This window comes from Nocardiopsis akebiae, assembly GCF_018316795.1.
In the GTDB taxonomy this organism is placed as follows: Bacteria; Actinomycetota; Actinomycetes; order Streptosporangiales; family Streptosporangiaceae; genus Nocardiopsis; species Nocardiopsis dassonvillei.
Genome location: NZ_CP074132.1, coordinates 2537161 through 2555342, shown reverse-complemented (window position 1 = coordinate 2555342; position 18182 = coordinate 2537161). Strand labels below are relative to the sequence as shown.

General features: G+C 73.5%; 16 protein-coding genes. 8 read left to right on the top strand and 8 right to left on the bottom strand.

Going from position 1 to position 18182, the window contains the following annotated elements; all coding sequences use genetic code 11:
- Positions 1 to 84: 84 nt before the first annotated feature.
- Positions 85 to 1386 (bottom strand): MFS transporter, encoded by a 1302-nt coding sequence (locus KGD83_RS11050; protein ID WP_212643685.1) that lies wholly within the window; start codon positions 1384 to 1386, stop codon positions 85 to 87.
- A 230-nt stretch (positions 1387 to 1616) separates the two neighbouring features.
- Between KGD83_RS11050 and KGD83_RS11045 the strand changes: the two genes are divergently transcribed.
- Together KGD83_RS11045 and KGD83_RS11040 are read left to right on the top strand one after the other, a co-directional pair.
- Positions 1617 to 1967 carry a hypothetical protein gene (locus KGD83_RS11045; protein WP_212643684.1) on the top strand — a complete coding sequence of 117 codons (351 nt, stop codon included), beginning with the start codon at positions 1617 to 1619 and terminating at the stop codon, positions 1965 to 1967.
- A 413-nt stretch (positions 1968 to 2380) separates the two neighbouring features.
- Positions 2381 to 4750 (top strand): Tex family protein, encoded by a 2370-nt coding sequence (locus tag KGD83_RS11040; protein ID WP_212643683.1) that lies wholly within the window; start codon positions 2381 to 2383, stop codon positions 4748 to 4750.
- A gap of 164 nt (positions 4751 to 4914) precedes the next feature.
- Here KGD83_RS11040 and KGD83_RS11035 read toward each other — a convergent pair whose 3' ends face one another.
- The 3 genes from KGD83_RS11035 to KGD83_RS11025 form a co-directional block, all read right to left on the bottom strand.
- The gene (locus KGD83_RS11035; RefSeq protein ID WP_212643682.1) at positions 4915 to 6942 is read right to left on the bottom strand and encodes a CocE/NonD family hydrolase; all 2028 of its coding nucleotides are present in this window, start codon (positions 6940 to 6942) and stop codon (positions 4915 to 4917) included.
- A complete protein-coding gene (locus KGD83_RS11030; protein WP_212643681.1) occupies positions 6939 to 8240 on the bottom strand; it encodes an ATP-grasp domain-containing protein in 1302 nt (433 codons plus the stop codon). The genes KGD83_RS11035 and KGD83_RS11030 overlap by 4 nt, the downstream gene beginning before the upstream one ends.
- A gap of 209 nt (positions 8241 to 8449) precedes the next feature.
- Positions 8450 to 9955 (bottom strand): carboxylesterase/lipase family protein, encoded by a 1506-nt coding sequence (locus KGD83_RS11025; RefSeq protein ID WP_212643680.1) that lies wholly within the window; start codon positions 9953 to 9955, stop codon positions 8450 to 8452.
- Positions 9956 to 10153: 198 nt separating this feature from the next.
- Between KGD83_RS11025 and KGD83_RS11020 the strand changes: the two genes are divergently transcribed.
- On the top strand, positions 10154 to 11110 hold the full coding sequence (locus KGD83_RS11020) for a quinone oxidoreductase family protein (protein ID WP_212643679.1): 957 nt from the start codon (positions 10154 to 10156) through the stop codon (positions 11108 to 11110).
- 166 nt (positions 11111 to 11276) lie between these two features.
- Here the strand turns inward: KGD83_RS11020 and KGD83_RS11015 are convergent, their stop codons facing one another.
- Positions 11277 to 11570, bottom strand: coding sequence for a GNAT family N-acetyltransferase (locus KGD83_RS11015; protein ID WP_212643678.1), 294 nt, complete (start codon positions 11568 to 11570; stop codon positions 11277 to 11279).
- Between the two features lie 150 nt (positions 11571 to 11720).
- Here KGD83_RS11015 and KGD83_RS11010 point away from each other — a divergent pair, with 150 nt between their 5' ends.
- The 4 genes from KGD83_RS11010 to KGD83_RS10995 are packed head-to-tail and all read left to right on the top strand — an operon-like array spanning position 11721 to position 15490.
- The gene (locus KGD83_RS11010) at positions 11721 to 12476 is read left to right on the top strand and encodes an SDR family oxidoreductase (RefSeq protein WP_212643677.1); all 756 of its coding nucleotides are present in this window, start codon (positions 11721 to 11723) and stop codon (positions 12474 to 12476) included.
- A gap of 1 nt (position 12477) precedes the next feature.
- Positions 12478 to 13254 (top strand): SDR family oxidoreductase, encoded by a 777-nt coding sequence (locus KGD83_RS11005; protein ID WP_212643676.1) that lies wholly within the window; start codon positions 12478 to 12480, stop codon positions 13252 to 13254.
- Positions 13251 to 14276, top strand: a complete 1026-nt coding sequence (locus tag KGD83_RS11000) for a phosphotransferase family protein (RefSeq protein ID WP_212643675.1) — start codon at positions 13251 to 13253, stop codon at positions 14274 to 14276. The genes KGD83_RS11005 and KGD83_RS11000 overlap by 4 nt, the downstream gene beginning before the upstream one ends.
- A 2-nt stretch (positions 14277 to 14278) precedes the next feature.
- On the top strand, positions 14279 to 15490 hold the full coding sequence (locus tag KGD83_RS10995) for an acyl-CoA dehydrogenase family protein (protein ID WP_212643674.1): 1212 nt from the start codon (positions 14279 to 14281) through the stop codon (positions 15488 to 15490).
- 6 nt (positions 15491 to 15496) lie between these two features.
- Here the strand turns inward: KGD83_RS10995 and KGD83_RS10990 are convergent, their stop codons facing one another.
- The 3 genes from KGD83_RS10990 to KGD83_RS10980 form a co-directional block, all read right to left on the bottom strand.
- A complete protein-coding gene (locus KGD83_RS10990; RefSeq protein ID WP_212643673.1) occupies positions 15497 to 16111 on the bottom strand; it encodes a TetR/AcrR family transcriptional regulator in 615 nt (204 codons plus the stop codon).
- A gap of 98 nt (positions 16112 to 16209) precedes the next feature.
- Positions 16210 to 16965, bottom strand: a complete 756-nt coding sequence (locus tag KGD83_RS29225) for an HD domain-containing protein (protein WP_212643672.1) — start codon at positions 16963 to 16965, stop codon at positions 16210 to 16212.
- Between the two features lie 67 nt (positions 16966 to 17032).
- Positions 17033 to 17449, bottom strand: a complete 417-nt coding sequence (locus KGD83_RS10980; RefSeq protein WP_212643671.1) for a VOC family protein — start codon at positions 17447 to 17449, stop codon at positions 17033 to 17035.
- An 84-nt stretch (positions 17450 to 17533) separates the two neighbouring features.
- Between KGD83_RS10980 and KGD83_RS10975 the strand changes: the two genes are divergently transcribed.
- Positions 17534 to 18130 (top strand): TetR/AcrR family transcriptional regulator, encoded by a 597-nt coding sequence (locus KGD83_RS10975; RefSeq protein ID WP_212643670.1) that lies wholly within the window; start codon positions 17534 to 17536, stop codon positions 18128 to 18130.
- Positions 18131 to 18182: the final 52 nt, after the last annotated feature.

Sequence of the window (18182 nt, the reverse complement as noted above, 5' to 3'; positions counted from 1 at the left end):
GGGGGCGCGCTTCCGCGAACAGTTCGCCGCAACGCCTTCTTGGCGCCGCTGGCCCACGAGTCGCCCTCCTTGGGTGCGGCGGAGTCAGCGGTCGCCGGCGGCGGACGCGGCGGCCTCGTCGGACAGCCGCGCGCACTCGGCGACGGACCTGCGGAAGACCAGGGGCGTGACCACCACGACCAGCCCGCCGACCAGGAAGGGCAGGGCGAGGTCGATCCGGCCCAGCAGACCGCCCAGCAGCGCGCCGACCGGGGACAGCCCCCACCCCACCATGCGGAAGGCGGCGGCCGCCCGGCCGCGCACGCGGGAGGGGACCACGGCCTGGAAGAAGAGGGAACCGGACACGTTGGTCACCGTCAGGAACAGTCCCATCAGCCCCCAGGCGAGGGCGGCGGACCAGGCGTTGGGCACCAGGCCCACCGCCAACAAGCACGCCCCCATCCCCAGGTAGCCGCCCATCATGACCGCCCTGCGGCCGAGGCCCGCGACGAGCCGGGCGGCGAGCACGGAGCCCAGGACACCGCCGACCGCGATCGACGCCATGAAGAGCCCGTACAGGGCCTCGGGAACGCCCAACGCCTTCTGGGCGTAGAGGACCAGCACCGAGGTGGCCATCTGGATACCGATCATGGACCCGGCGTTGTTGAAGGCCAGGCCCCGGGTCAGCGGTCGGCCGAAGACGTAGGCGAAGCCCTCCCGCAGGGAGCGCAGGACGCCCTGTCCGGACTCCGTGCCCTCGTCCCCCTCCGTGGCGTCGGTGGACTCGGCCGGGACGGGAACGCGCCGCAACGTGAGGGCGACGGTCACCACGAGCACGGCGCACAGGGCGTAGGACAGGGCCGTCCCTGCCACGGGCAGGGCGGCGGCGACCGCGAAGAGCACACCGGCGACGGGGGTGGCCACACAGTCCTGGGCGACCAGGCGGCCGCCCTCCAGCCTGCTGTTGGCGCGGTCCAGCAGGCGTCCGGGCACGATCCGCGACACGGTGATCCGGGTGACGGGGTCGGTGACCGTCTCACAGCAGATCACCACGAAGATCGTGGCGTACAGGGCCCACAGGGTGGCGCCGCCGGTGGCGATCAGCACGGCCAGTGCGGTGACCGCGATCGCGGCGACCGTGCTGGAGACCGTCATGGCGCGGAGGCGGTCGACCCGGTCCAGCAGCACGCCCGCGAACGGCGCGACGAGCAGCCAGGGCAGGAAGCGCGCCACCACCAGCCCGGAGACGGCGAGCGGGTCGTGGGTGAGGGTGGCGGCGATCAGCGGCAGGGCGGTGGCGAGCATGCCGTCGCCGAGGTTGGTGAGGGTTCCGGCCGCCCAGAAGCGGTGGAAGAGCCCGCCGAGGCGTTCGGTGCGCGGCGGCGCGGCGGAGGGTTCGGTGGCCATCGGGGTTCTCCTGTGTTCGGGGGTGCCACCACCGTAAGGCAAAGTTTTCTTTGCAAAGAGATACGTGCATAGCTTTCTTTGCATTACTTTCGGGCGCCCAGCCGTCACCCGTCGACAGGAGCGCGGGAGAGGAACCTCCCCGCCACCGGAAGCCCTTCATGGGCGACAATGGAGGACGTACGCCCCGGGCTCCGGGGCGGGTTCCGGCTCAAGGAATGAGGTGTCGCCGGATGGACCCGGTCTCCATGGTCTTCGGAGCCACGATCGCTCTCGGCGGGTTCCTGTTCGGCCGCCTGCTGACCAAACGCCAGACGCGGGCGGCGCTCGACCAGCAGCGCAGGCAGGAGCAGGCCCGGGTCCTGGGCACACCGCAGAACCCCCAGCCCCTCTGCGGCTGCGGCCACCACCTGGTCTTCCACGACCAGCAGAACAAGAGGTGCCAGACCCAGGTGGTCATCCCCGGCCGCTGGACCGGGCAGGCCAGCTCCACCTACCGCCAGTGCATGTGCCAGGGCTACCGGGGCCCGCTCCCCCTCGACGAGTACTACGCCCCCGACTACCTCAACGAGACCGACGGCTGACCGGGCGCGGGAGCGTCCCGTGCCCGTCGGCGGGGGCGCGGCGCGGTCGTCCACAGGCGGTGACGGGGGCTGGCGCGGACCGGCCCCTTCCGCTTTCCTGGAAGCAGGGAGCCCGGGCGCCGCCACCCCCGGGTTCCGTCCCTCCCGACCGCCTCCGACCGCCGCCCCTCGCCTTCGACCGCAGAGACCGGCCCCCCGCACGGGGACCGTTCCACCCCGTTCTTTGCGAAACCGACCCGTCGAGGACCCCGCGCCGCGTCCGCCGCTCCCCGCGCGGGGACCCGTGCGAGACCACCGCCACAGTGCGCGAACCTGGGACACGGGGCCGACGGGATGACAATGTCCTCCCCCGCCACCAGAATGTCCCCGCACCGAACAGCCAGAGAGTGGACGTTTAACCAGTGACGACGCCTGTGACACCCACGATCGACCAGCGCATCGCCGAGGAACTCGGAGTGGGCGCGCACCAGGTCACCGCCGCCGTCGACCTGCTCGACAGCGGATCGACCGTGCCCTTCATCGCCCGCTACCGCAAGGAGGTCACCGGAGCGCTGGACGACGCCCAGCTGCGCGCCCTGGAGGAGCGCCTGCGCTACCTGCGCGAGCTGGCCGAGCGCCGGACCGCGATCCTGGAGTCCATCCGCTCCCAGGGCAAGCTGGACGAGGCGCTGGAGGCCAGCATCCACGCGGCCGACTCCAAGGCCCGCCTGGAGGACATCTACCTCCCCTACAAGCCCAAGCGGCGCACCAAGGCCCAGATCGCCCGCGAGGCGGGGCTCGAACCGCTGGCCGAGGGGCTGCTGGCCGACCCCGGCCAGGACCCCCAGGAGGCCGCCGCGGCCTACGTCGACCCCGACAAGGAGGTGGCCGACGTCAAGGCCGCCCTGGACGGGGCCCGCGCCATCCTGGTGGAGCGCTTCGCCGAGGACGCCGACCTCACCGGCCTCCTGCGCGAGCGGCTGTGGGAGAGGGGCCGACTCGGCTCGGCCGTGCGCGAGGGCAAGGAGGAGGCGGGCGCCAAGTTCGCCGACTACTTCGCGTTCTCCGAACCGCTCACCGAACTGCCCTCCCACCGCGTGCTGGCCATGTACCGGGGCGAGAAGGAGGAGATCCTCACCCTCACCCTGGAGCCGGAGGACGCCCCGGCCGAGAACGCCGACGGCACCACGCCCCGCAGCAGCTACGAGAACGCCATCGCCCACCACTTCGGGATCGTGGACCGCGGTCGGCCGGCCGACCGCTGGCTCCAGGACACCGTGCGCTGGGGCTGGCGCACCCGCATCCTGGTGCGGCTGGACATCGACGTGCGCATGCGGCTGTGGCAGCGGGCCGAGGACGACGGCGTGAACGTGTTCGCCGCCAACCTGCGCGACCTGCTGCTGGCGGCCCCCGCCGGAAGCCGCGCCACCCTGGGCCTGGACCCGGGCCTGCGCACCGGAGTCAAGGTCGCGGTCACCGACGCCACCGGCAAGGTCGTGGCCACCGACACCGTCTTCCCGCACGCCCCCCGCCGCGACTGGGACGGCGCCGTCCACAGCCTGGCCGGGCTGTGCGCCGCCCACGCCGTGGAACTGGTCGCGATCGGCAACGGCACCGCCTCCCGCGAGACCGACAAGCTCGCCGCCGACCTGATCAAGCGCCACCCCGAGCTCAAGCTCACCAAGGTGATGGTGTCGGAGGCGGGCGCGTCGGTGTACTCGGCCTCGGCCTACGCCTCCGAGGAACTGCCGGACCTGGACGTGTCGCTGCGCGGCGCCGCCTCCATCGCACGCCGCCTCCAGGACCCGCTGGCCGAGCTGGTCAAGATCGACCCCAAGTCGATCGGGGTCGGCCAGTACCAGCACGACCTGGCCGAGACCAAGCTGTCGCGCTCCCTGGACGCGGTGGTCGAGGACTGCGTGAACGGCGTGGGCGTGGACGTCAACACCGCGTCGGTGCCGCTGCTGACCCGGGTGTCGGGCGTGACCTCCACCCTGGCGCGCAACATCGTCGCGCACCGCGACGCCAACGGTCCCTTCCGCACCCGCGAGGCGCTGCGCTCGGTGCCGCGCCTGGGCCCCAAGGCCTTCGAGCAGTGCGCGGGCTTCCTGCGGGTGCCCGGCGGCGACGACCCGCTGGACGCCTCGGCGGTGCACCCCGAGGCCTACCCGGTGGTGCGGCGCATCCTGGACCGCGTGGGGACGGACCTGCCCTCACTCATCGGCAACAAGGACGTGCTGTCGCGGGTGCGCCCCCAGGACTTCGTGGACGACACCTTCGGCCTGCCCACGGTCACCGACATCCTGGCCGAGCTGGACAAGCCCGGCCGGGACCCGCGCCCGGCCTTCACCACCGCCACCTTCAAGGAGGGCGTGGAGAAGCTCCAGGACCTGGCCCCGGGCATGCTCCTGGAGGGCGTGGTCACCAACGTGGCCGCGTTCGGCGCGTTCGTGGACGTGGGCGTGCACCAGGACGGCCTGGTGCACGTGTCGGCGCTGTCGTACAAGTTCGTGGAGGACCCGCGCGACGTGGTCAAGCCGGGCGACATCGTGAAGGTCAAGGTCCAGGAAGTCGACATCCCGCGCAAGCGCATCTCCCTGACCATGCGCCTGGACGACGAGGCGCCCGCACGCGGCGGCCGGGGCGGCCGCGAGGAGCGCGGCGGCAACGACCGCCGCCGGGGCAACAACGGCGGCGGTGGTCGTCGCAACAACGGCGGCGGACGCGGCCGCGACAACCGCGAGGGCGCCGCCCCGCAGGGCGCGATGGCCGAGGCGCTGCGCCGCGCCGGCCTGGGCAAGTAGCGCCCCCGTCGACGCCGGGCGCGGGGAGGGGGTGAGCGCCCTCCCCGCGCCCGCGCCGCGACCGGGGGCCGACGCACCCCGGCGGCACAGGCGTCACGGGCCTCGACTCCTCCCCGGGCCCGCGGCGGCGGGAGCGGGCAGCCCCCGACCGGTCCCCGCCCGGGTCAGACGTGGTCCCGCGGGATCACCGAGGTGTAGATCTTGGTGGCCACCCGCCGCGTGCCCTCGTAGGCGTCCAGCGTCGCGTGCAGGTGGAAGTCGGTCGCCGTGGACGTGAGCACCGTGTGGGTCCTGGTCCGCACGGACCAGTCGCCGCGGGCGAAGCCCATCGTCCACACCGCCTCGCCGCGGACCGAGTCGTGGTCGTCGCCGACCCTGCTGTAGCGCTCCTCCGCGCGACGGGTCACCTCCAGGCCGATGTCGTCGAAGCGCACCGTCCCCAGATCCTTGACCACCTCCAGCGCGGCCCCGTAGCGCACGAGGTCCTGGGTCAGGTCCCACCGCTCCTCACCCGGAACGATCCGGCTCGTCGCGATCGGTGCGGTGCCCTCGGGCTCGCCGAAGGCGGCCACGCCCGGCCCGCCGCCCCCGACCGGACGCACCGGCAGCAGCACACGGGTGTGCTCCCCCTGGAACACCGAGAGGGTCACCGGCTCGGGCGAGGGCCACACGAGCGGCCAGTAGGAGGTGGAGACCGAGACCCGCACCCGGTGCCCGGCCGGGAAGGCCTGGGCCACACCGTTGAGGGGGACCGAAACGCGGTACCGGCGCCCCGGCACGAGCTTGCGCGGCCTCTCGTGGCCGTGGGCGTGGGTGAGGTTGAGCAGCCCGTAGGTCACCCGCGTGGCCTGCCCCTTGGGCGTGACGTCGCACAACCGCACCGCGACCATCGCGTCGGGCCGGTCCACCGCCAGTTCGAGTTCGACCACAGCCGAGCCCAGGATCTCCAACCGCCGCGGAAGCGGCACGCTGTCGAAGACGATGGACCCGCCGTCGTCCTCGCGCTGGTCGTAGGGCAGGTCCGGAGGGGCGTTGTACGAACACCACTTGCCCGCGTGCTGTCCGGTGGACAGCGGGGAGGACAGGGTCAGCACGTCCTCCCGGCCCGAGGGCTCCCCCTCCGCGAGCACCCGGCCCGCGCCGAGGTCGCGCGGTACCAGCACGACGTGAGGCGAGGGCCACTCCCGCTCACCGACCCAGCGCCCCGGCCGGGCCTCGTAGGCGGTGGAGGGCGCCACGCTCTCCTGCATCCAGGCCCGCAGGACGGGCGCGTCCATCACGTCGTTGTCCACGCCCTTGAGCCAGCGGTCCCACCAGCGCACCACCTCCTGGAGGAAGCCGATGGCGGGGCCGGGCTGACCCAGGTGCGGGTACTTGTGCGACCAGGGGCCCAGCAGCCCCAGACGGGGGACGCTCAGCCCCTCCAGCAGCCGGAAGACCGAGTTGGAGTAACCGTCGGCCCACCCGCTGACGGCCATGACGGGCACCTGGATCGCGTCCAGGTCCTCGGCCACCGAACCGTGCCTCCAGTAAGCGTCCCGGTGCTGGTGGCGCAGCCAGGTGTCGAGCCACAGGCCGCTGCGGTCCAGCCGCTCGTGCCACATGTCGCGCCAGCGCTCACCGACCAGCTCCGGATCGGGCGGGCAGGAGTTGTAGGCGAACATCGTGGAGGCCCACGACAGGTTGTCCCCCAGCAGGCACCCGCCCATGTAGTGCACGTCGTCGGAGTAGCGGTCGTCGGTGGAGCAGGCCGTCACGATCGCCCGCAGGCTCTCCGGTCGCCGCGCGGCGACCTGGAGGGCGTTGAACCCGCCCCAGGAGATGCCCATCATCCCGGTGCGGCCGTCGCACCAGGGCTGCCCGGCCAGCCAGGCCAGCACCTCCTCCGCGTCCAGGAGCTCGCGTTCCAGGTACTCGTCGGTGAGCACCCCCTCGGAGTCGCCGCTGCCGCGCAGGTCCACGCGGGCGCAAGCGTACCCGTGCCCGGCCGTGTAGGGGTGGTGCACCGAGTCGCGCTGCGCGGTCAGGTCGCGCCTGCGGTACGGGATGAACTCCAGCACCGCCGGCACCGGGGCCTCCTCGCTCCCCACCGGACGCCAGATCCGCGCGGCGAGCCGGACCCCGTCGCTGATCGGGATCAGGACGTACTCGTCCTCGCGGACCTGGTGGGGCAGGTCACTGACGGTCCTCATCCGCGGACCCCCTCCTGTCGGACGTCACCGGTGTCATGGATCGTGAAGGGCAGCTCCGCGACGCAGGCCCGGTACCTGCGCTCGCACTCCGCACCGTCCCCGCCGCCCACGAACACGTGGGCCAGCTCGAAGCTGTAGCTGTCCTGGAGGGGCAGGTCGGAGAGCCGCTGGCCCCGGCGCGCGACGATCTCCACCTTCGTACCCGGCGCCGTCTTCTCCGCACGCGCGACGTCCTCGGCGGTGGGCACCGCCGCGACGAAGCCGTCCCGGAAGCGGCGCAGGAGCCACTTGGCGGCCACCGCGTACCGCCCGTCGCGCTCCAACTCGGGTTCCTCCCCCAACGCGACCCTCAGGCAGATCTCGTGGTTGGACACCCCGCGCACCAGCTCGAACAGCCGTGCGTGCGACTGGGAGTGGCGCGGGTTGATCTCCAGGAGCCGGACGTCGCCGCTGCGCGGGTCGTGGAAGTACTCGATGTTGAAGGTGACGTCGTCCAGGCCGATCCGGGAGATCACCCGTTCGGACAGCTCGGTCAGGCGCGCGCCGACCTCTGCGGACACCGTGGACGGGTACTCGTAGCGCAGGAAACTGGACGTGCCCGGATAGCGGTGGGAGTCGACGATCCCGTAGACGCGGGGAACGCCCCGGCGGACGTAGCCCTCGACGGTGAGCTGGTCGCCCGTGGCCTCCTCCTCGGCCAGCGCGGCCGTGCCCCCGCACCCGGCCACCTCCGGGGGCAGCCGCAGCAGGTCCATCACCCACTGGAAGGACGTGCCGAAGCGCCCGGCGCCCGCCCTGATCCGGCCCATCGCCGCGCGGAACTGGTCGTCGTCGGCGGCGCGGAAGGCCAGTTCGGAGGAGCACGACTTCACCGGCTTGACCCACAACGGGTAGGACAGCCCCTCCGGTTTGGCCGTGGCGTCGAGGCCGACCTCGGCGAACCGGGGAACGGCCTCGGGGATGACGGCGCGCTGTTCCAGACGGCTCCAGTACTTGTGCTCGCACCGGACGACGGCTTCCAGGGGCGCGCACGACAGCCCCCGGCCCCGGCACAGCAGCGGCACCAGCGAGCTGACCGGGAAGTCCCAGAACCCGATGACCGCGTCGACCCCCTCCCCGAAGGAGTCGAGCCTCCCCGCCGCCAGGGCCAGGACCGCGGGCAGGTCCACCGGCCGGCCCTGGCCGATCTCGGCGAGGTCGAGCAGTTGGAGGAAGCGGTATCCGCGCTCGGCGGGCAGCGAGAGCAGAACCTCCCGGTTCTGGTCGTCGAGCCCCAGGACGAAGACGTTCGTGGTCATCGGGCACCTCCGGCCGGGTGGTGCCAGCCGGCGGCCACGCCCCCGCACCGAAGACCCGATGCGCTCCGGCCACCGGCGCCACCCACTCCTACCTGTGAGGATGCCCCTCTCCCCCACCGGCCCCGACCGGACCGCCAGGCGTTTTCCCAACCTTTGCCGACCGCGGGCCGAAGCGGGACGGCGCCCCGGCCGCCGCGCGGGCGGACCGCCTACCGGGGAGCGAGTGCCACCCCGGCCCACAGCTCGCGCACCGGCGAGGCGTCGCTGGCGTGCAGCAGGTCTTCGGCGTCCCACACCTTGACCGCGGTGGCCTCGGCCGTCACCGCGGGCCAGCCCGGGTCCCCCGTGGCGGCGAAGTCGCGCCAGGCCGCGACCATCCGCCCCGACAGCGCCCGGTGGGCCTCGCCGGGCTCGCCGTCGAGCAGGAAACGCCCGAAGTCGGTGTCCAGGTTGCCGAACGCGAACGGCAGGTCGAAGGCGTGGCAGGCCCCCAGGCGCCCCTCCATGGCGGGGCTCTCCGCGGCCAGCCGGAAGAAGTGGGCGCGGCCCCCGGCCGCGGCGTGCGCCTCGGCGAAGCGAACCGTGTACTCGCAGAACAGCGCGTCGCCCTGGATCGCGGCGAACAGCTCGCGCAGCGTGGCCCCGGGGTGCGCCGAGCGGTAGGCGGCCACCGCGCCCTCGCCCAGCCCCAGGCGGGAGGCGGTCACCGCCAGCGATGACTCGCCGTCGATCTCCACGCTCTGCCCCAGCTCGGTGAACAGCCGGTACTCGTGGGCGTTGTGGCCGATCAGCAGGTCCACCCCCGAGGCGGCCCCGCGCGCGACCGCCTCCAGCGGGGCGTCGGGCAGTTCGGGGCCGCCGACCACGGGCGCGAAGCAGGTGAAGGGCTTGGTGCGCACTCCTCCCGAGCCCCCGGCGGGGGCTGAGGCGAGCACGGCGTCGGTGGCCTCCAGCAGCTTCTCCGGTGCCAGCGCGGCCAGGGCCCCGGCCTCCAGCGGCACGCCCGCGGCCGCGGCGATCCGCCCGGAGACCGCCCGCGCCGTGTCCGGGGTGAGCATGTCCCCCGGAACGCTGTGCGCGATCGCTCGCCGGAAGAGCCCCCGGGCGGACGGCGAGGCCAACAGGCACGCGACCGAACCGGCCCCGGCGGACTCCCCCGCCACCGTCACGTTGTCGGGATCTCCCCCGAAGGCGGAGACGTTCTCGCGCACCCACCGCAGGGCGGCGGCCTGGTCGAGCAGGCCGCGGTTGTCGGGGCGGCCGGGCACGTGCCCGAAGCCCTCGAAGCCCAGCCGGTAGTTGATACCGACCACGACCAGGCCGCTCTCGGCGAGCCGGGTGCCGTCGTAGGTGACCTCGGAGGCCGCTCCGACGATGTAGGCGCCCCCGTGGATCCACACCAGCACGGGGGCGCGGTCGCCCTCGCGGGCGGCGGTCCACACGTTGAGGGACAGGCAGTCCAGGGACGTGTGCGGGGTCCAGGGCGCCGCGCCCAGGAGCTGGTTCCCCTGCGGGGGCGGGGGGCCGAAGGAGGTGCAGTCGCGGACGCCGTCCCAGGGGGCGGGGGGCACGGGGGCGGCGAAGCGATCTTCTCGGAAGGGGGCGGCTGCGTAGGGCACGCCCCGGTAGACCGCGACCCCGCCGCTCTCGGAGCGCGGCGAGGCGGTGCCCCGGACCCGCCCGGCCGCTGTCGTCACTGTGTGCTCGGCGTCCACGTGCGTCCTCCCCATCGGTGCGCGACACCCCACACCTAACAACGTTAGGCAGACCGGCGCAAGACCCCGGGAACGACCCCGCGGCGACGCACCCGGCAGCGATACCCGTCCGATCAGCCGGGACGCGGCGGGCGCCCGAACCGACCGACCGGTAACATACCACCTGGTCGGTATGAACAGACGAAGGAGGGGTCGCCCATGCGCGCCATCCAGATCACCGAGTTCGGCGGACCCGAGGTCCTGCACCTCACCGAACTGCCCGATCCCCAGGCGGGCCCCGACGAGCTCCTCGTCGACGTCAATCGCGCCGGGGTCAACTTCGCCGACACCCACCAGGCCGAGAACAGCTACCTGTCCCCCGCCGCGCTTCCGCTGGTCCCGGGCATGGAGATCGCCGGACGCACCGCCGACGGCCGCCGCGTGGTCGCCCTGACCACCAGCGGCGGCTACGCCGAGAAGGCCACCGCCGACACCGCCACGGCCTTCGACATCCCCGACGGCGTCTCGGACGAGGACGCGCTCGCCCTGGTCGTGCAGGGCGCCACCGCCTGGGTGCTGCTGCGCAGGTCCGTGCGGATGGACCCGGGCGAGACGGTCGTGGTGCACGCGGCGGCGGGCGGCGTGGGCACGCTCGCCGTCCAGTTGGCCAAGCGGTTCGGCGCCGGGCGGGTCGTCGCCGTGGCCAGCAGCGAGGACAAGCGCGCGCTGGCCGCGGAGCTGGGCGCGGACGCCGTCGTGGACTCGGCCGCGCCCGACATGACCGAGGCGCTGATCGAGGCCAACGGCGGCCGGCGCGTGGACGCCGTCCTGGACATGGTGGGCGGCCGGGTCACCGACCAGAGCGTGCGGGCGCTGGCCCCGTTCGGACGCCTGGCCTTCTACGGAATGGCCTCGCGCGAGCTGCCCAGCCCGGTGCAGCCCGCCAACCTGATGCGCTTCTCCACCAGTGTGAGCGGCATGTGGCTGCCGCACGTGTCGACGCTGCCGGGCGAAGTGATGAGCCGGGCGATGGCCGAGCTGTTCACGCTGGTGGCCGAGGGACACCTGAGGCCCGTCCTGGGCGGCTCCTACCCCCTGGGCGAGGCCGCGCGGGCGCACGAGGCGCTGCGTTCCCGGGAAACCGTCGGCAAACTCACCCTCGACACCACCGCCTGAGGAAGCATCACCTTTACCACGTAGATCACCATATGTCCGACGTGCCGGATCCAGGCGGCCCGGAGGCGTACCGGCGCGAACCCGGTGAGCGCCGCGCCGGCACGCCGCGCCGGACGGGCGCCGCTCCGCCGAGAGGAGCCCGGGGGAGCCCTCCGGGCGGGCGGCCCTACTCGGCGGCGGTGCGGTAGACCAGGTCGGCGTAGTCGGGGTGGCGCTGGATCCACCCCTTGACGAAGGGGCACAGGGGCAGCACCGCCAGGCCCCGCGGGCGCACGTCGTCCAGGGCCCCCCTGACCAGGGTTCCGCCCAGGCCCCGCCCCTCGTGGGCGGGGTCGATCTCGGTGTGGGTGAAGGTCACCATGTCGTCGGTGAGGATGTACTCGGCGAACCCGGCCACCTCCCCGTCGATCCTGATCTCGTAGCGTTTCCGGTCCCGTACGTCGACCACGTCGGTCGTCATGGAAGCCCTCACTTTCAGGTCTGCGGGGGAACGTCGTCGGCCCGCGCCGCCATTGTCCCGCTTCGGCGCACCTTTCGCCCCTTGCGGCACGCACCTCCCCCGACGTAGAGTCGCCATGGCATACCGACCAGTCGGTCTAAGGAGAGCGGAATGACATCCCGGTTCGGCGGGCGGACCGCCATCGTCACCGGCGCGAGCCGGGGCATCGGCCTGGCCGTCGCCCAGCGGCTCGTCGACGAGGGCGCGCGCGTGTGCGTCACGGCGCGCAGGCCCGAGCCCCTGGAGGAGGCCGTCAAGGCCCTGGGCGGGCCCGAGCACGCCATCGGGGTCCCCGGCCGGGCCGACGACCCCGAGCACCAGGACGCCGCCGTGGCCGCCACCCTGGAGGCCTTCGGCAGTATCGACATGTTCGTCAACAACACCGGCATCAACCCGGTCTACGGGCGGATGATCGACCTGAACCTGGACGCGGCCCGCAAGATCTTCGAGGTCAACGTGCTGTCCGCGATCTCGTGGACGCAGAAGGCGTACCACGCCTGGATGGCCGAGCACGGCGGCGCCGTCGTCAACGTCTCCTCCGTGGCCGGGACCAAGCCCGCCCCCGGCATCGGCTTCTACGGCGCCACCAAGGCGACGCTCATCCACGTCACCGAGGAGCTGGCCGTCGAGCTGGGCCCGGGGGTCCGCGTGAACGGCGTCGCCCCGGCCGTGGTCAAGACCCGGTTCGCCGCCGCCCTCTACGAGGGGCGAGAGGAGGAGGTCGCCGCCCAGTACCCCCTGGGGCGCCTGGGCCAGCCCGGGGACGTGGCGGGCGCGGTGGCCTTCCTGCTCTCCGACGAGGCCTCCTGGATCACCGGCCGCACCCTCGTGCTCGACGGCGGCCTCACCCTCACCGGAGGTGTGTGACATGGACCTGACCGACACCGGGGCCGTGGTCACCGGCGCGGGCAACGGCATCGGCGCCGCGATCGCGCGCAGGCTCGCCGGAGCCGGGGCGCGCGTGGTGGTCAACGACCTGGACGCGGGCGCGGCCGAGGCCGTGGCCGCCGAGATCGGCGGTGTGGCCGTTCCCGGCGACGCCGCGAGCGAGGCGGGCGTCACCGCGCTCGTGGCCGAGGCCGGGGCGCACCTGGGCGGCATCGACCTGTACGCGGCCAACGCGGGCGTGGGCGTGAGCGGCGGCCCCGAGGCCCCCGAGGCCGACTGGGACCTGGCCTGGCAGGTCAACGTGATGGCCCACGTGCGCGCCGCCCGCGAGCTGGTGCCCGGCTGGCTGGAGCGCGGACAGGGCCGATTCCTGACCACGGTGTCGGCCGCGGGCCTGCTCACGATGCTGGGGAGCGCGCCGTACTCGGTGACCAAGCACGCCGCGCTGGCCTTCGGTGAGTGGATGTCGGCCACCTACGGCGACCGCGGGATCACCGTGCAGTGCGTGTGCCCGATGGGCGTGCGCACCAACCTGCTGGAGAGCAGCGGCGACGCCGGCAGGGCGATCCTGTCCCCGGAGGCGATCACCCCCGAGGAGGTCGCCGACGCGGTGATGGTCGGCCTGGCCGACGGGCGCTTCCTGATCCTTCCGCACCCCCGGGTCGCCGACCACTACGCGGCCAGGGCCGACGACACCGACCGCTGGCTCGCGGGGATGCGCCGCCTCCAGGCCAGGGTCTTCGAGGGGCAGGCGTGAGCGGCGAACGCGCGGACGCGCTCCCGGGCCTGGACCTGACCGGCCTGCGCGCCTACCTGGACGCGGCCGTGCCCGGCCTGGTCTCGGGCCCCCTGGAGGGCCGGGTGGTCGCGGGCGGCAAGTCCAACCTGACCTACGTGGTCACCGACGGCGCCGGCAGCTGGGTGGTGCGCCGTCCGCCGCTGGGCCACGTGCTGGCCACCGCGCACGACATGCCCCGCGAGTACCGGGTGATGAGCGCGCTGCGCGACACCGCCGTGCCCGTCCCCCGCACCCACGTGCTGTGCGAGGACTCCGAGGTGCTGGGCGCGCCGTTCTACGTCATGGAACACGTGGCGGGCACCCCCTTCCGCACCCGCGACGAGATCGCCCCGCTGGGCGCCGAGGCCGTCCGCGGCGTGGCCGGGGCGCTGATCGCCACCCTGGGCGAGCTGCACGCGGTGCAGCCCGAGGAGGTCGGGCTGGGCGACTTCGGCCGCCCGCGGGGGTTCCTGGAGCGCCAGGTGCGCCGCTGGGGCAAACAGCTGGAGGCCTCCCGCAGCCGGGACATCCCCGGTATCGACGAACTGCGCGACAGGCTCGCCGCGACGCTGCCCGAGCAGTCGGCGCCCGCGATCGTGCACGGCGACTACCGCCTGGACAACGTGCTGGTCACCTCCGCGGGGCGTGTCAACGCGGTCCTGGACTGGGAGATGGCCACGCTCGGCGACCCGCTCGTGGACCTGGGTCTGATGCTCGTCTACCAGGCGCAGCCCGTGGGCGTGGGCGCCGCGCCCGCCACCTCCGCCGAGGGCTACCCCTCCCCCGAGGAGCTGGTGGGCATGTACGCCGCCGCGACCGGCCGAGACGTGTCCCGGCTGGGCTGGTACGTAGCCCTGGGCTGCTTCAAGCTCGCGGTGATCGCCGAGGGCATCCACTTCCGCCACGGTCAGGGGCTGACCGTCGGGGCGGGCTTCGACGGGATCGGAGAGGTGGTCGCGCCTCTGGTGGAGCGCGCCCACACCATGCTGGAGGAGGACTGAACATGGACTTCGCCCACGACAAGGAGACCGAGGAGCTGCGCGAACGGCTGCTCGCCTTCATGGACGAGCGCGTCTACCCGGCCGAGGCCGTACTGGAGGAGCAGCTGGCCGCGCGCGAGGACCGCTGGTCGACCGCGCCGGTGGTGCGCGAACTCCAGGCCGAGGCGCGCGAGCGCGGGCTGTGGAACCTGTTCCTGGCGGGCCACCCCGAACACGGCGGCCTGCCCAACCTGCGGTACGCGCCGCTGGCGGAGATCACCGGGCGCAGTCCGCGCCTGGCACCGATCGCGCTCAACTGCGCCGCGCCCGACACCGGGAACATGGAGGTGCTGACGATGTTCGGCACCCCCGAGCAGCGCGAGCGCTGGTTGGAGCCCCTGCTCGACGCCCGGATCCGGTCGGCGTTCGCGATGACCGAGCCCGCGGTGGCCTCCTCCGACGCCACCAACATCACCACCAGCATCGTCCGTGACGGCGACGAGTACGTGGTCAACGGGCGCAAGTGGTACATCACCGGGGCCCTCAACCCCGAGTGCGCCGTGTTCATCGTGATGGGCAAGACCGACCCCGACGCCGAGCGGCACAGGCAGCAGAGCATGGTGCTGGTGCCGCGCGACGCCCCCGGGCTGACGGTCAGGCGGGGCATGACGGTGTACGGCTACGACGACAGCGACCACGGCGGCCACGCCGAGGTGGTGTTCGAGGACGTGCGGGTGCCGGCCTCGAACCTGGTCGGCGGCGAGGGCGAGGGGTTCGCCATCGCCCAGGCCCGGTTGGGGCCGGGCCGCATCCACCACTGCATGCGCGGTATCGGCATGGCCGAGCGGGCCCTGGAGCTCACCTGCCGCCGGGTGCTGGACCGGGTGGCCTTCGGGCGGCCGCTGGCCGAGCAGGGCGTGGTCCGCGAGTGGATCGCCGAGGCGCGCGTGGCCATCGAGCAGCTGCGGCTGCTGGTGCTCAAGACGGCCTACCTGATGGACACGGTGGGCAACAGGGGAGCGCACACCGAGATCCAGGCGATCAAGATCGCCACCCCGCGCACGGTGGAGTGGATCCTGGACAAGGCGATCCAGGCGCACGGCGCGGCCGGGGTCAGCCAGGACCTGCCCCTGGCCGGATGGCTGGCGGGGGTGCGGTCGCTGCGGCTGGCCGACGGGCCCGACGAGGTGCACCTGCGTTCGCTGGGCCGCGCGGAGCTGCGCAAGTACCGCTAGGGGCGCTCAGGTCCCGGGGCGCAGCCCCGCCACGAGCAGGTCGGCGAAGTGGCGCCCCACGTCCTCCCCGCCGAGCGCGCCGCCCGGGCGGTACCAGGTGCTCAGGTGGTGCACCGAGCCGAAGAAGTAGTTCACCACCAGGTCGGCGGAGACGTCGGTGCGAAAGACCCCCTCGTCCTGCCCCTGGGCGACCATGTCCCGGAAGATCTCGTGGTAGCGGCGGCGCTCGGCGCGCACGGCGCGCTGCTTGTCCTCGCTCAGCTGGTGCATGGAGCGGAAGAAGATGACCGTGTCGTCGAGGTTGGCGACGCTGGTGACGATGACGTCGGCCGCGGCGGCGTGCACGCGGTCGGCGACCGGTTCCTCCCGCGAGGCGATCCGCACCAGGTGCTCGGTCTGCATGCGCAGCACGCGCGCGTAGACCTCGTAGAGCAGGTCGTCCTTGGAGCCGAAGTAGTGGTACATGGCGCCCTTGGTGACGCCCGCGGCGGCCACGACCTCCTGTACGGAGGTGCCCTCGTAGCCGTTGGAGGCGAACAGGCGGGTCGCCGCCCCCAGGAGGCGCTCGGGCACCGATCCGGTCGGTGTGTCGGCCTCGGCCGTCCGCTGTCCTCGCGCCATGTGCTGCCCCACCTCGTGCCCCGTCAGTCCCGGAAATACCGGCCGGGACAGCATACCGACCGGCTGGTACCCGACGCCACGCACACGGGTGCCGCCGCTCACACCACCCGCAGGTCGACCTTGCGCCCGTCGGGGTCGGTGAGCACGCGGCGCCCCGGCTCCAGCGGTGGGACGGCGCGGTCTCCGCGCAAGGTGAACCCCAGGCGCGCCGCGCCCGTGGAGCGTTCGGCGGTGGCCGGGTAGATCTCGACGACCATGCCGTCGGCCAGTTCGGCCGCGTGGTGCTCGGGCCCCGAACCGTGCCGCTCGCGGACGAAGCGCAGGCCGAGCCCGGTGTAGAAGGCGCGGCACTCCTCGACCCGGTCGGTGTAGAGGACCAGGAGCGTGGCGCGCGGAAGCGCCGCCCCGGGGAGCCCGTCCGCCTCCGGGCCCTCCTCCAGGATCCGCCGGGCGCGGGCGTACTTGGCGCGCAGCCGCCGCGCCTGTTCGTCGGGCAGCAGGGCCAGGCGGCGCTCGTCGGAGTTGTGGGCGTTGTCGGCGAGCTTGACCAGCCTGCCCAGGGGGTCGGCGGCGGCGCGGCGCACCGCCTCCTCGTAGGGCTCCCCCGGGCGCCGGGTCACCGACTCCACCGCGCGCACGACCTCCTCCGGGCATCCCCGCGCGCGCAGGCCGTCGGCGGTGAGCGTGGTGTCCTCCAGCACGTCGTGCAGCACCCCGGCCGTCTGGGCGCGCTCGCCGTGCCCGGCGAGCAGGTCGCGCACCGCGAACACGTGCTCGGCGTAGGGCCGCCCGGCCCGGTCGGTCTGCCCGGCGTGGGCCTCCTCCGCCAGGCGCGAGGCCTGTTCCAGCGTCATCGCCACCGTCCTGCCGCCCCTCTCCCGTCACGCCGACCGTACCGGGCGCGCTGGGACGGGGCCGGCCTCAGTCCCCCACGAAGTTGTCCCCGTACTCCTCCGAGGGCGCCACGGGCGTGATGACGTCGACCAGCACCCCGCCGGGGTCGGCCACGATGAAGTGGCGCTGGCCGAACGCCTCGGTGCGGACCTCCAGTTCGGGACGCAGGCCGCCGCGCACCACCAGGCGCTCCCACTCGGCGTCCACGTCCTCCACCTCGAAGTTGAGCAGCAGGCCCTGGACGGGCCTGCGGTAGCCCTCGGGGACGGTGGGGTGCCCGGGGTCGAGCAGGGCCAGCTCGTACTCGGGCGGGCCGGGCCTGCGCAGGCTCACGTACCAGTCGGCGGCGAAGGTCTCCTCGAAGCCGAACAGGCCGACGTAGAAGTCGCGGCACTCGGCCAGACGGGGCGTGCCGAGCACCGGGTAGAAGCTGCTGAGCCGCATGGACTCCACCTTTCACGTACCTTCGGTATGTGAAGATAAGCTATTGGCATACCTTCGGTATGTCAACAAGGGGGAGGTCGGGACATGGCCGCGGAACCGGGCAGCCGCGCGCGGCAGCGCGAACGCACCAGGCGCGTCCTGTTGGGCGAGGCCCGCAGGCTGTTCGCCGCGCACGGGTACGGCGGGGTGGGGCTGGCCCGGATCGTGGCCGACTCCGCGGTCACCAAGGGCGCCCTGTACCACCACTTCGAGGGCAAGCCGGACCTGTTCCGCGCGGTCCTGGAGGAGGTGCAGTCCGAGGTCGGCGACGCCGTGGCGCGGGCGGCGGACGCGCACGCCGACCCGTGGGACCGGCTGACCGCCGGGTGCCGGGCCTTCCTCACCGCCAGCACCGCGCCGGACGTGCGGCGGATCATGCTGGTGGACGGGCCGGCCGTGCTGGGCTGGAGCACCTGGCGGGCCCTGGACGAGGCCGCCTCGGCCCGCCACCTGGCCGAGGCGCTCTCCGCGCTGGTCGGGGCGGGCGTCCTGGAGCCGCGGCCGGTCGCGCCCGTGGCCCACCTGCTCTCGGGGGCGATGAACGAGGCCGCGCTGTGGCTGGCCGACAGCGACGACCCCGAAGACCTGGAGCAGGTGTGGGAGGCGCTGTCGCGCATGCTGGAGTCCCTGCGCCGCACCTGAGCCGAGTCCGCCCCCGTCCGGCGCCGGGCGGGGGCGGACGAAGACGGACGGA